This window comes from Prevotella scopos JCM 17725 (assembly GCF_018127785.1).
Lineage (GTDB): Bacteria > Bacteroidota > Bacteroidia > Bacteroidales > Bacteroidaceae > Prevotella > Prevotella scopos.
The window spans coordinates 1709510-1722106 of record NZ_CP072390.1 but is presented as its reverse complement, the minus strand read 5'-3'; the positions used below and the strand labels follow the sequence as shown (position 1 = coordinate 1722106).

Here is a 12597-nt window from a genome sequence, read left to right as displayed (position 1 = left end):
TAATAAGTTTCTATGAGAAAGATATTGTATATTTGTATTGGCCTCGTATTGATTATTGGATGCGCCAAAGGACAGAATAAAGAAGATCTCAAAGAACTTCGTGACAGTTTAGACAATGTGTTCTTTATGGGTTATGTGCGTAACGACACAATAATGTTTAAAAGAGCATTGGAACTTTCGAACTATTTACTTAGTGCTGATACTTCGAATATCGATAAGAGACAATATTATCATTATCGTTCCATAATCTTCTTTTCATTGGGGCGCATGGATGAGGCTATGGCTAATGCTGAGCATGCAGTTTTGACCCTTCAAGAAAACAATCCGTTACGGCTTATCTTTCTGTCTGAAAAATACTTAAGAGAACATAATAAAGACTCAGCTACTTATTACATTGAAAAGACAATTGCTGTTTGTGACAGTTCTTTGAATGATGAGTACAACGAGGATATGGCTATTAATAAGATTAAAGCAATTTATCTGCGTGATGGAGAGAAGAATGCAAAGATTTATTTGTCAAAACTATTAAGGGCACATCCAAGCCCATTGCTAAAATCATTAGACGGAGACTGGAATGAATGGGTTCGCATGAATGATGAAGAATTAAAACTGATGAATATTAAGATCTTGAGATAGAAATGGTATGTTGGAAAGCTAACTTAGTATTCAATTATTGTGCTAGCAAACACAAAATAGTGATGTTCTAAGTGTATGATGCCTTTTAGAGGTTTTGCATATTCCTGCTGTAAGGTAAACCTCTGTGGCAAAAGTTGACCTGCCTTTCTTAACCTGCTAAAATGTTCTTTATATCTCTAATCATGACTTTGGAGTGATTTAATCCCCTTTCGGGGCAAGGGTCTTTGTGGGACAAATGGCAATTTGTGGTACAAAGACACACCTTGCCAGTATAAAGAAAGAGAAAGTTTGTTATGTTCCATAAAGTAACCTTTCTGGGGTGCTTTTGATAGGCGAGAGTTCAAAGTTCAAAAAGTAAGTCAAGAGATAAGTTTAGACTAATTTCTTGACTTACTGACTTTATGAGCTGACATATTTTTGACCAAAGTCATAACTGACCATTTGACTTAAGTCGCGACTGATTTCTTAACTTAACTCGTAACTTACCTGTTTGCGGTATTGGATTATAATACCTTTCAAGCATAGTCTGTATGTCGCTCTGTTTGTAAAGTATCTTCCCTCCGATTTTGTAGAAAGGAAGTATTCCTGCATTTCTGTACTCTTGGAGCGTGCGTGTGCTGAGCCGTAATTGGCTGCATACCTCCTCACCAGTGAGGTAAACCTCTCCGCCCAGCATCGGACGGGCGGTAGCACAATAACGCTCCAGTTTCTTTAAGATGCCCTCCATCAGTTGTGCAAACATCTGCATCTGAGGGTCTTCCTGCGTAATGATTTCATTCTCCGACATAATTCATTCATTGTTTGCATTCAGTAACTCCGTGATGTCGCTCTCCTTGTAATAACACTTGTGTCCAATCATTGAAAAAGGGATTTTTCCCGTATCTCTGTATGATTGCAGGGTACGCTTGCTGATGCCCAAATGCTTGCACACGGCTTCGTTGTCAAGCCATTCGTCCTTTTCGGGCGGATTGCCGATGAGTTGTTCGATACGATGGACAAAGTCTGCAAAGTCGGAGTGGTGTCGCTCCCACGCTTTGCGGTCGATGATAATAAGTTTCATTGCCTTAATTTTGTTTTGATTACTTTGTTGTTGCTCGGCAAACAAACTGTTATGCAGTCTGTTGCCGTACTTATCGGATGCAAAAGTAAGTCCTCAAAAGCATCGCTGCAAGGAATGAGGAAAAGCAGGGAAATGTTAGGAAAACAAGAGAAAAGACCACGAGAAAATTCCTCAGCGTTATTGCGGTAATGAGATGAGGTGCCGGCTCTTTCCTTTTATTGCATATTTGTTGGTCTATCGACAGTTCGATAGTTCGACAAATCGAGATGTCGAACTATCAATAGTTTGTTTTGACGATAGTTTGTCTTGACAACAGATAGTCTTGACAATAAATTGTTATGACAATAAATTGTTATGACAACAAATTGTTATGACAACAAATTGTTATGACAACAAATTGTTATGACAACAAATTGTACAGACAATAAGTTGTACAAAAAAAGGCTTGTCATATAATAAGATTGTCAAGACAATCGTTAGTTCTAACTATTGTTTCTATAATTCGCTTTTGCGTCCAAAGAGCCTGAGTATGCCGTATTCTTGTCGTGCCTATCTCTCTACGGCAGCCCTGCCCTGCAAGGTTGGGAGAGATGAATACGACCGCACGGATATTGAGAATTGTAGTACCGCCTTGAAAAAGAAAAATCCTGCGGTGGAGATTCTTCTCTCCATCCGCAGGACTTGACCTTGTCAGGGCAGATTGGCTGCCGTTGTACCTTTGCACGATAAGAAACGGCATCAGGGACTTTGCGTGCGCCTTTGCTTACAACGCCTTTGGGCTTACCCCTCCGTCTGACCGATTATTGGCAAATGATTGCTCTTGGTAAGCAGCACTATCGTGCCTGTGAGTTCGGTGTAAAGACGGCCGTATTGCTCGTCAGAAGCAAATGTGTCCGTCAAACCGAACTTGTCGAATGTGGCTTGAACAGCCTTGTTCGACAACAATATGGGTGCAAGCTTCTCAGGGAGTGGTGCAGGCAGTTCCCTCTCAAACTCGTTCTCCAAGACAGAAACAAGCGTGTCGTACTTGGAAAAGTGCAAACCTTGATACAATACCTCACTTGCTATGCTCTCCGCTTCGAGGTGCGAAAAACCTTGTGCCACAGCATCGCAGTAAGTAGTGAGAGCCATGTCTGCTCGTGTGGTGATAAACTCCGTGTCGTGCAATTTTTCGGGGTGATGCTCACTCATATAACTTCTTAATTTCAACCGAAAGTAGGAAAGTTCCTGTTTGTTGTTCTCTTTCATAATCGTTTGGTTTTCAATCGTGAATAATAAATGTTTGGTAATTACTTCCTTTTTATGCTTGTTGCAATGGAACGTTCTGCCGTGCTATCGACTCACAATAACCCTCAAATACAGAATGCTCCCTGTCAGTGAGTGCAGTCATATCCTCCTGTATCTTGTGGTCGGTTATCTTTCCGTAGATTTGTGTCGTGCCGATATTGCTGTGTCCGAGCATTTTGCTGAGCGTTTCCATTGATATGCCGTTGGATAGGCATATCGTGGTTGAGAATGTGTGGCGAGCCATGTGAAAGGTCAAGCCCTTATCTATCTGGCATATCTGCCCGATGTTCACACATGCAAAGGATGCTTTCCTTATTGTGAGATTGGGGAATATCAAGTCGTCCGCTTTCTTATCCTTGATATAAAGCGAAAGGATTTGCTTGGCAATGGGCAGGAGTGGAATGATGGCTTCCACGTCTGTTTTCTGCCTTTTGATGCGGATTTCCTCTGTGCCGTCTGCATTATAGATGATATGCTTCGGTTTGAGCCGTTGCATGTCCACACGAGCCAAACCGGTGAAGGCACAGAAAAGGAATAGTTGCCTTGCTCGCTCAAATTGCCTGTCAATGATGGGCGTTTGTAATACTCGTTGCAGCTCCTCTGTAGTGAGATAACGCCTTGTGCGGTGTGGAAGTTCTGCTTTGTAGTCTGCAAACGGATCGATGCGGATATACTTCTTCTGCTGACCGATGCCGATGAGTTTTCTAAGGAAGATGACCGCTACCTGAATAGTGGCAAGAGAAAGGTTGCGCTCTGATTTAAGGTAGAAGTCCATCCCTTCGATAAAACCATAGTCAAGCGATGAGTAGCGAATATCCTCCAGCCCCAAGCGTTCACGCAAATAAGCCTCAATGAGTTGTGTGGCATAGATGTAGTTGGCAAAGGTCGGCTTGGCTACCGTTATTCCTACGCAAGGACGCTTTTCCTCTATGAAAAGTCGCGCTTCCTCCATAAGAAAACCTTTGGGCTTGTCTTCTTCCATGAGTTCACGCTTCAGCAACTCAGCAGTAATATAGCCACGTTGCCAGACTAATTCTTGATACTTCGCTTTGGCTTGTTCCTCTTTGGTTTGCAAATAGCGGTTAATTTCCTTTATCTCTTCGCCTGTTCCCTTGCATCGTCCCTTACGACTGTCCCAAAGTTCGGGAGCGATTTCCTTGCCCGTGCTGTATTGCACCTGCTCACCGTCTATGGTGATGCGTCCCATAATCGGGCAGCTGCCGTTCTTTTTCTCTTTGGAGCGATTAATATAAAAGAGTGTCTTGAATGTACTTCGTGCCATAATGTCAAAGTTTTAAGGTGAATGTATCTTGTATTCGCTGCTGTATCGCTTGCATATCCCGATGGATTCTTTCGGAGGAAACCGCTGCATATACCTGTGTTGTTCTCAGGTTGGTGTGTCCGAGCATACGGCTCACCGTTTCGATAGGTACACCTGCCGAGAGCGTGATAAGCGACGCAAAGGTATGGCGAGCCATATGAAAGGTTAGCGGGCTTTCCATGCCAATGTTTTGTTGTATGTAGTGCATGCCATTGAGGACAATGTCGGTGGTCGGCACGTCAAAGACAAAGTCTGCACGCTTTCCCCTGTACCGCTCTATTATCGCCCAAGCAGGAGGAAGTACTTGTACACGATATGGGGTCTTGGTTTTCATTCGCCTGCCCTTGATGCAGAGTTCACCCTCTTCAAGGACGATGTTTTCCTCTCTGAGATTGCGCACGTCAGAGATAGCCAGTCCTGAAAAGCAGGAGAAGACGAACAAATCACGGACAATGCGGTAGTTCTCCCATTTAATCTCCAAGTCGATGATGTGCTCAAGTTCTTCCTGCGTAATGCTTCTCGGTTCGCCTTTTGGTCGCTCGTAACTGTAGCCCAAGAACGGATAGAAGTCCAGCACACCTTTCTTCACCGCCATGCGGACGATGGTCTGCAAAGTAGACACGGTACTCGATATGCTGCTGCGTTTCAGTTTGCGGTCAATAGTGAGATAATACTCGAAGCCCTCGATAAAGGCTTTGTCCAACTGTGAAAGGGGAACGTCGCTTACCCTGTGCTTCTTCTGCACATACTCACGAAGCAGGGAGAGTTGGTAGGTACGGAGTTTGAATGTCTTTAAGGCTCGGTCGATACCGACACGTTCCTTTGTCTGTGTGAGATACTCCCCAAAACTCTCCAAGAGCAAGGCCTGACGGTGGATTTGCCCCTGATAGGCATCCCTCACGTCTGTGGCGGTAAAAGATTCTTCTCTTTCACAGAGTTCATGAAAGCGTGCGTGGATGAGTGCGGTGCATTCACCGAGTTTCTGATTGACGGACACAGCCATGCTGCTCTTACCGATGAGCCGTTGCTTACGGCTGTCCCAAAGAGTGAGCGGAGTCTTGCACTTGGTGGAGAAGCCCGAATGGGTTCTGCCAACGGAGATTCGCCCGATGACAGGCACAAGTCCTTTCTTGTCGGTTCGTTTCGCCTGAACGAAGAACGATACTTTGAGTTTGTTTTCTTTCATTTTTCTGTCGTTTTTTCTAAATTTCCTTTGCTTGCAAAGGTACAGATGAACAAGTATTCCTGAGCGATGCAAAAAAATGAAAGATGAGGAATAAAAACCTATGAAACAGTTGTTTAGCTTCAATTCGTAACCCCTTTTTGCTTTTTCCTTGATGGGTTACGATTTGGTAACGGAACTCCTGCCGTTTGATGCTCGTTTTCGCTTACCCTTATAATAGCAGAGAAATGCTAAATGATGATATTCCAAATAGTTACATTCCTTGCGTTTCCCTCTGTTTCCCTTAATTCTTAATGACTGATTACGCACACTATAATTGTTCTGTATGTGTTCGCTCGTAATAGGTAGTTCTCCGTGCAGGTCTTTGTTTTCTACGTTGTAGTTGGTCATCTCTGTGGCAAGGTTCTTGGCAGCTATGGTAAGGGTGGGTAGAAAGTCTGCCAGCGGTCTATTAGATTTCACTCCCAATCGTTTCTTCATATCTTCAGTGGTGTGTCCTCCAAAAAGTGCCGTGTCACCCTTAGAACGTATGCGGCCGAAGCCTTTGTCATCAACTCCTCGCTGATATATGTTCTGCGATAATTGCTTTTCAGCCATTCTCAGTTTATCACGGGTTTCTAAACGAGATAGCAGATTCAGTCGCTCTTCTATTAATTCAGCTTTTCGTGTTTGTACGGCAAAGTAGCTTTGGGCAAAGGCAATTTCTTCTTTCTTTGGGTCACCGTTTTGGGCGATAAGATAGCAGGCATAGCGAGTAAGCATAAAGTCGGATACTTCTCGTTTTGCTCCTTTGCCTATTTCTATCATTTTCGTGACCTCACGAAAATGATCATCAACATTGATTCCTTGTGTCTTACACGAATCTACTGCTCGTCGTATGGCAACAAGAAAATTCTCCCATCGCGCATAGCCTAATATTGTTTGTAGTTCGCGGGCAAACCAAACTTCTATCTGTTCTTTGCTATCGTCGCTCTCAATGTATCTGACAATGCTGTCGAACGATAATTTATATTGTAATATACTATTCTTGTCCATTGTCTTTTTCTTCAATCCATTTTACATAGTTATCATATTCTGTTTTCAGCAAAGTTTTCTTATCTTCTTTGCTCATTATTCCTTTTTCAGCTTCATATCTCATCCCATGCCATTCAAGAGTAAGCCATGATTGCATTAGTGTTATGAACCTATCAATCTCTTCTGCTTTATTCTCTGCTTGGACTATTTTATCAATCATTTCAATAGCTTTCCTATCCCAAAGCTCATTATCCTTATCAGCAGGATTCATCAACAATTTTAATTTATACGACAATTCTTTCAACTTATCATTATCGTTTCTTTCAGCAGTTACACAAAACTCTTCAACAGCTTTACGGAGTTCTGTCATATATTCCTTTCGGGCAATTGTTATAATATTGATAAAAGTATTTTTACTTGATTGTTTTATAGTTGCGGACATATTTATAGTGCTTGCAAAAGTTGTAATTACTCCCACTATTAAAGTTGCTTCTACTGGTCCTAATCCTAATTGTCCCATTAAGAAAATCTCTATTCCTATTCCTATTAATGATAGAATAGCTATTACATTGATTATATTTTCTTTTTCCTTCCGATAGATATTAGTTATTTTTATCCAGTCCATTTTTTATCTTATAATTTAATGTTAATCTCTATTTACTAACTTATTTACACTAATTTCTACTATATTAAAAATGTAGTAAAAACCACCTTGCTGTGCATCCTCTTGAAATTATCTTGTAAGACAATTCCTGCTCTTTGCTAAATACTGATTAGCAACGATTTTAAATATTTGTTTTTAAATCATTGAAGTCAGATTTATAGGTGTGGTTGGTGAGGTCTGCGGATAAGCCTTCGCTTCTTATTTCTTCAGCGGGTCCTTCTTCACTTGAATTACGTACTTTGTCATATTGATTAGAATTAAAGGGTTAGTAATGCTGCAAAGATACAAAAATCCATGATGAAGCCAGCATAGGATACAAACTTTCTGATAAGAGAGTTTGATAATTTTCTAATCTCTACTAAAGAAGGATACTATGAAGAACTACCATTTATTATCTAAAGAAGGAAATTATTTGGTTTTTATTAGCCATCAATAAAACGTGTTAAGAGAGTTAAAAAGGAGTCTTTATATTTGCTTTTTTGAGGGATTAAGTCGTCTTTTCCGAATTATTTTCATGAAAAAAAGAATTTATTTACGTGAAAAGAAATATTTATTTTCATGAAGAAAAATATTTCTTTTCATGAAAATAATTTGGTGATGGAGGATTGTGAGAGTTGAATGTTGGGTGCTGGTGATGTAAATTTGTGGTTATTTAGGTGTTGAATGATGTGTTTTAATGAAAGGTATAGATAGTTGATAAATATTATCTACATAATACCCATCAATTTTATAGATATTTTTCTCTTGTAGAGTATTTGCAGTGTTGTTTTGCTGATGCTTTTTACTCGTAAGATATAAAAATATATTTTTTCTTCTCAAAACATTTTGTTATCTCAATAATATTTCGCACTTTTGTCCCCAGAATACGCTAACGTAAACAAAAGATAATCTAAGAAAGGCAAAATCGAGAAGCAATGGGGGAGAAGAAAAACCGCTGATTTGTCAGAATCTTTCTGTAAACATCTGTTATATAGGATAATTCTAAACTTCTCCAATAATACCTCTTCAGATGAATCTTAATGAATTTATGTTACGAAAAAAGAACTACAAGAGAATGTTTGCAGTACTCGCAACGACATTGTTCTCTGCAGTTTCTTTAACATAACTTGCCAGTACGGCAAAGAGTGTAGAAAAATTTACGTCTGATGAGGAGACATTCGGCTCATAATAGGCACTTGTCTTTAGAGATGAATCTAATGCAAATCATGTATATGAAATGGATACCCATCAATCAGAAGCAACATGTCTCTATTAGTCTTAGTGCTACGATGACGAAATGTCAAGTAAGCATCAATGGCAACGAAATAGTCTTTGCAGGACAATGTAGAGAGAATCAATGAGCGTGTTTTACCTTAAGGAATGCAATGTTTTAATGGGTTAGACGCTTATAAGTTAAACCGATCACTGATGTGGTCAATTAGTAATACAGAAACGATTTACTAACATAAACAAGAAATAATCTATGGAAGAACAAATCGAAGTGAAAGAACTCGACAGTGTTGTAGTACACTTTTCTGGTGACTCAGGTGATGGAATGCAGCTTGCTGGTAACATTTTCACCACTGTTTCGGCTTCTGTCGGCAATGGTGTGTCTACGTTCCCAGACTATCCAGCAGACATCCGTGCCCCGCAAGGCTCCTTGACTGGTGTTAGTGGTTTCCAGGTTCATATCGGTGCAGCTAAGGTTTACACCCCTGGTGACCTCTGTGACGTTCTCGTGGCAATGAATGCTGCAGCATTAAAGATGCAGTACAAACATTGCAAGCCTAACAGTACAATCATTATTGACACCGATTCTTTCGGGCAGCGTGACCTTCAGAAGGCTGAATTCCGCAGTGATGACTATTTAGGTGAGATGGGTATTGACCCTGATCGCGTAGTAGCTTGTCCGATAACAAAGATGGTGAAAGATTGTCTGGCTGATACTGGTATGGACAATAAATCCATGCTGAAGTGCCGTAATATGTTTGCCTTAGGTCTTGTTTGCTGGCTCTTTAATCGTGATTTGGAATTGGTGAATAACTATCTTGAAACAAAGTTCAAGAAGAAACCTGCCATTGCTGAAGCAAATATTAAGGTGGTACGTGCAGGCTATGATTATGGTCATAATGTACATGCTTCTGTTCCAAATACCTATCGTATTGAGTCAAAAGTGAAGGAACCTGGACGTTACATGGATATTACAGGTAATAAGGCTACAGCTTACGGATTGATGGCGGCTGCTGAACGTGCTGGATTACGTCTTTTCTTGGGTTCTTATCCAATCACTCCTGCAACGGATATCTTACACGAGTTGGCTAAGCATAAGTCAATGGGTGTGACAACAGTACAGTGTGAAGACGAAATTGCGGGTTGTGCATCGGCTATTGGTGCCGCCTTTGCAGGTGCCTTGGCGGCTACTTCAACCTCTGGTCCGGGTATCTGTCTGAAGAGTGAGGCAATGAACCTTGCACTTATCGACGAGCTTCCATTGGTTATTATTGACGTACAGCGTGGTGGTCCATCAACGGGTATGCCTACTAAGAGCGAGCAGACTGACCTTTTGCAAGTGCTTTATGGTCGTAATGGTGAGAGCCCAATGCCAGTTATTGCAGCTACAAGTCCTACTGATTGCTTCGATGCTGCTTACAACGCTTGTAAAATTGCGTTGGAACACATGACACCAGTGGTGCTCCTTACTGATGCATTCATTGCTAACGGCTCATCTGCTTGGAAACTTCCTAATATAGAAGAGTTACCAGAAATTCATCCTCACTTCGTTACAGAAGACCAGAAGTATAAATATACTCCATACAAACGTGACCCTGAGACATTGGCACGTTACTGGGCTATTCCTGGTACGGAAGGTTATTCACACATCCTTGGTGGTTTGGAGAAGGACGGCGAGACAGGTGCTATCTCTACCGATCCAGAGAACCATGACAAGATGGATCATATCCGTTGGGAAAAGGTCGCTCGTATCTCTGTACCTGATTTGAAGGTTTTGGGTGATGAGAAGGATGCCGACTTGCTCATTGTTGGCTTTGGTAGTACGTATGGTCACCTCTATTCTACAATGGAAGAATTGCGCAGGAAGGGACATAAGGTTGCATTGGCACAGTTTAAGTATATAAACCCATTGCCAAAGAACACCGCAGAGGTGCTTAGTCGCTATAAGAAGGTTGTTGTTGCTGAACAAAACCTTGGACAGCTTGCAGCCCTCCTCCGTATTCGTATCAACCATTTTGCTCCTTATCAGTATAACCAAGTAAAGGGACAACCATTCGTTGTCACTGAGTTGGTCACAACCTTTGAAAAGCTCCTTAAAGCTCCATTACCAAAGGAAGAAACAGGTACTTTCTATACGAAGATACTCGAGTAGGAGAGTTGACGAGTTTACAAGTGAATAAGTTGTTTGTAACGATAGACTCCGCCAATAGAAGTAATCATAATTATGAATTGTGAATTAAATGAAAAAGTCATGAATCAATATACAGCACAAGACTTCAAGAAAGGACAGCCACGCTGGTGTCCTGGCTGTGGTGACCATTTCTTCCTAGCCAATTTGCAGAAAGCAATGGCAGAGTTAGGTGTCCCACCTTATGAAACAGCCGTTATCAGTGGTATCGGATGCTCAAGCCGATTACCTTATTATGCTAATACATACGCTATGCAGACCATTCATGGTCGTGCAGCAGCAATCTCTACAGGTGCAAAGGTGACGAATCCGAACCTTACGATCTGGCAGGTATCAGGTGATGGTGACGCTCTCGCCATCGGTGGTAACCACTTCATCCATGCGATGCGTCGTAACATAGATCTGAATATGATTCTTTTGAACAATCGTATCTATGGTTTAACAAAGGGACAGTATTCACCAACTAGTCCTCGCGGGTTCGTCTCTAAGTCGAGTCCCTTTGGTACAACGGAAGATCCGTTCCGCCCTGCTGAACTCTGTTTCGGTGCTCGCGGCAACTTCTTCGCACGTAGCGTCGCTAGCGACAACAATGAGACAATAGCCATTCTCAAGGCTGCTTATCAGCATAAGGGTGCTGCTGTATGCGAAATCTTGCAGAACTGCGTTATCTTCAATGATGGTTGTCACAACTCAGTTTATACCTCGCAAGGTCGTAAAGAGAATGCTATTTACGTCAAGCATGGCGAACCATTGATCTTCGGTCCCAACCAAGAGTTTGGACTTGTACAAGAAGGCTTCGGATTGAAGGTGGTTAAAATCGGAGAGAACGGTATTACTCGCGATGATATCCTCGTACATGATGCTCATTGTCAGGACAATACTTTACAGCTGAAACTCGCCATGATGAGCAACGAAGACGGCTTCCCTGTAGCCCTCGGAGTTATTCGTGATGTTGAGGCACCTACCTATGACGCTGCTGTCAACCAGCAGATAGAGGAGGTGAAGGCGCAGAAGCATTACCACACCTTCATGGAGATGCTCGAGACTAACGATATTTGGGAGGTTAAGGAATAAGAATTTAAGACAAAATATACTTGCTTAGAAAGAGGAAAAGATGTATCTTTGTGGACAACCAACCATTTAAGACATCATGAGTAGACTAACCTCATTTCTACATAGCAGGTGTACGATACAGACAAATGCCACTTCCTGGCGCACGAGTGTTGCGTTAGGAGTTGGCATTTTCTTGTTTCTTTACCTCCTACAGCCATTTGGGATTAGCCAGTATCGGGGTAATACTTTCCTGATGTGTCTTGGTTTTTGTGTCATGACCATCTTCGTTCAATGGCTTTGTGCTTTCCTTTTCTTCAAAAGACCATTACGAAAAAATGTCCCAATCACCAATGGTTATGTAATTCTTTATAGTGTTGCTATTGAGTTGGCGATGGCAATCTCTATGACGCTCTATGCTGCCTTCTTCTTCCAGATGCCATTAACATGGCGGCTATTCAGTATATTCTTTTATTGGACCTTCCTTGTTTGGGTAATCGTCACGGCTATTTTTACGTTGGTAAACTATAATCGTATGTTGAATAGTAGATTGGAAGAAATGATAAAGAAGACCTCTGATGAACAGGAAGGTATTCTTATCACGCTGCACGACCAGAACCTGCGGGGAACCGACCTCACCTTACCTATCAACAATCTACTCTATATTGAAGCCCGAAAAAACAATGTCTGCGTATGTTATCTAAAAGAAGGTAAAGTGGTAAAGGCTGAACTCCGTTCGACGTTGATAGCCTTAAAAGATGACCTTCCTTACGATAATATCTTTCAGTGTCATCGTTCCTTCCTTGTGAATATCAATAATATTACTTCTGCAAAAGGCAATTCCAACGGCTATCAGCTGCGCCTTTTAGGTTGTGAAGACATCATCCCAGTCTCTCGCACCTTTGTTCCCGGCCTTCGCCACTTCGTTGGTTAATATCTATCCATTAGCATGTTTTTCTGTTTTTTACAAGCAGCTTATTCCCTT

At 41.6% G+C, this 12597-nt stretch carries 13 protein-coding genes; 6 read left to right on the top strand and 7 right to left on the bottom strand.

All coding sequences use genetic code 11. The annotated features are described in order from the left end of the window. The first annotated feature begins 12 nt into the window (after positions 1 to 12). Positions 13 to 636 carry a tetratricopeptide repeat protein gene (locus J4856_RS12515; RefSeq protein WP_025837398.1) on the top strand — a complete coding sequence of 208 codons (624 nt, stop codon included), beginning with the start codon at positions 13 to 15 and terminating at the stop codon, positions 634 to 636. Between the two features lie 427 nt (positions 637 to 1063). On the opposite strand, the gene J4856_RS12510 is transcribed toward J4856_RS12515, so the two are convergent. Further along, on the bottom strand, positions 1064 to 1423 hold the full coding sequence (locus J4856_RS12510; RefSeq protein ID WP_025837396.1) for a helix-turn-helix domain-containing protein: 360 nt from the start codon (positions 1421 to 1423) through the stop codon (positions 1064 to 1066). A 3-nt stretch (positions 1424 to 1426) separates the two neighbouring features. Next, a complete protein-coding gene (locus tag J4856_RS12505; RefSeq protein WP_025837394.1) occupies positions 1427 to 1696 on the bottom strand; it encodes a helix-turn-helix domain-containing protein in 270 nt (89 codons plus the stop codon). Between the two features lie 445 nt (positions 1697 to 2141). Here J4856_RS12505 and J4856_RS12500 point away from each other — a divergent pair, with 445 nt between their 5' ends. Next, positions 2142 to 2381, top strand: a complete 240-nt coding sequence (locus J4856_RS12500; protein ID WP_083130752.1) for a hypothetical protein — start codon at positions 2142 to 2144, stop codon at positions 2379 to 2381. A gap of 95 nt (positions 2382 to 2476) precedes the next feature. Here J4856_RS12500 and J4856_RS12495 read toward each other — a convergent pair whose 3' ends face one another. From J4856_RS12495 to J4856_RS12475, 5 genes are all read right to left on the bottom strand, one after another. After that, a complete protein-coding gene (locus J4856_RS12495; protein ID WP_025837390.1) occupies positions 2477 to 2944 on the bottom strand; it encodes a DUF1896 domain-containing protein in 468 nt (155 codons plus the stop codon). Between the two features lie 52 nt (positions 2945 to 2996). After that, positions 2997 to 4265, bottom strand: coding sequence for a site-specific integrase (locus J4856_RS12490; RefSeq protein ID WP_025837388.1), 1269 nt, complete (start codon positions 4263 to 4265; stop codon positions 2997 to 2999). A 4-nt stretch (positions 4266 to 4269) separates the two neighbouring features. Next, a complete protein-coding gene (locus J4856_RS12485) occupies positions 4270 to 5490 on the bottom strand; it encodes a site-specific integrase (protein ID WP_065367664.1) in 1221 nt (406 codons plus the stop codon). Between the two features lie 156 nt (positions 5491 to 5646). Then, positions 5647 to 6522: a DNA damage-inducible protein D gene (gene dinD / locus J4856_RS12480; RefSeq protein WP_025837386.1), complete on the bottom strand. Its 876-nt coding sequence runs from the start codon at positions 6520 to 6522 to the stop codon at positions 5647 to 5649. Continuing rightward, entirely contained in the window at positions 6509 to 7126 is a 618-nt protein-coding gene (locus J4856_RS12475; RefSeq protein ID WP_025837384.1) for a hypothetical protein, read from the bottom strand. The genes dinD and J4856_RS12475 overlap by 14 nt, the downstream gene beginning before the upstream one ends. 1250 nt (positions 7127 to 8376) lie before the next feature. Here J4856_RS12475 and J4856_RS13370 point away from each other — a divergent pair. The 4 genes from J4856_RS13370 (at position 8377) to J4856_RS12460 (ending at position 12546) form a co-directional block, all read left to right on the top strand. Next, positions 8377 to 8505, top strand: a complete 129-nt coding sequence (locus tag J4856_RS13370) for a hypothetical protein (protein WP_262502734.1) — start codon at positions 8377 to 8379, stop codon at positions 8503 to 8505. 122 nt (positions 8506 to 8627) lie between these two features. Next, positions 8628 to 10526 (top strand): 2-oxoacid:acceptor oxidoreductase subunit alpha, encoded by a 1899-nt coding sequence (locus J4856_RS12470; RefSeq protein WP_065367665.1) that lies wholly within the window; start codon positions 8628 to 8630, stop codon positions 10524 to 10526. A gap of 99 nt (positions 10527 to 10625) precedes the next feature. Then, positions 10626 to 11636: a 2-oxoacid:ferredoxin oxidoreductase subunit beta gene (locus J4856_RS12465; protein WP_025837380.1), complete on the top strand. Its 1011-nt coding sequence runs from the start codon at positions 10626 to 10628 to the stop codon at positions 11634 to 11636. 76 nt (positions 11637 to 11712) lie between these two features. Next, positions 11713 to 12546: a LytTR family DNA-binding domain-containing protein gene (locus J4856_RS12460; protein ID WP_025837378.1), complete on the top strand. Its 834-nt coding sequence runs from the start codon at positions 11713 to 11715 to the stop codon at positions 12544 to 12546. Positions 12547 to 12597: the final 51 nt, after the last annotated feature.

What these genes read in the sequence shown, in the direction of transcription:
- dinD (WP_025837386.1), bottom strand. Translation starts at nt 6,522, where the DNA reads ATGGACAAGAATAGTATATTACAATATAAATTATCGTTCGACAGCATT.
- J4856_RS12485 (WP_065367664.1), bottom strand. Translation starts at nt 5,490, where the DNA reads ATGAAAGAAAACAAACTCAAAGTATCGTTCTTCGTTCAGGCGAAACGA.
- J4856_RS12505 (WP_025837394.1), bottom strand. Translation starts at nt 1,696, where the DNA reads ATGAAACTTATTATCATCGACCGCAAAGCGTGGGAGCGACACCACTCC.
- J4856_RS12470 (WP_065367665.1), top strand. Translation starts at nt 8,628, where the DNA reads ATGGAAGAACAAATCGAAGTGAAAGAACTCGACAGTGTTGTAGTACAC.
- J4856_RS12460 (WP_025837378.1), top strand. Translation starts at nt 11,713, where the DNA reads ATGAGTAGACTAACCTCATTTCTACATAGCAGGTGTACGATACAGACA.
- J4856_RS12510 (WP_025837396.1), bottom strand. Translation starts at nt 1,423, where the DNA reads ATGTCGGAGAATGAAATCATTACGCAGGAAGACCCTCAGATGCAGATG.
- J4856_RS12515 (WP_025837398.1), top strand. Translation starts at nt 13, where the DNA reads ATGAGAAAGATATTGTATATTTGTATTGGCCTCGTATTGATTATTGGA.
- J4856_RS12490 (WP_025837388.1), bottom strand. Translation starts at nt 4,265, where the DNA reads ATGGCACGAAGTACATTCAAGACACTCTTTTATATTAATCGCTCCAAA.
- J4856_RS12465 (WP_025837380.1), top strand. Translation starts at nt 10,626, where the DNA reads ATGAATCAATATACAGCACAAGACTTCAAGAAAGGACAGCCACGCTGG.
- J4856_RS12475 (WP_025837384.1), bottom strand. Translation starts at nt 7,126, where the DNA reads ATGGACTGGATAAAAATAACTAATATCTATCGGAAGGAAAAAGAAAAT.
- J4856_RS12495 (WP_025837390.1), bottom strand. Translation starts at nt 2,944, where the DNA reads ATGAAAGAGAACAACAAACAGGAACTTTCCTACTTTCGGTTGAAATTA.
- J4856_RS13370 (WP_262502734.1), top strand. Translation starts at nt 8,377, where the DNA reads ATGAAATGGATACCCATCAATCAGAAGCAACATGTCTCTATTAGTCTT.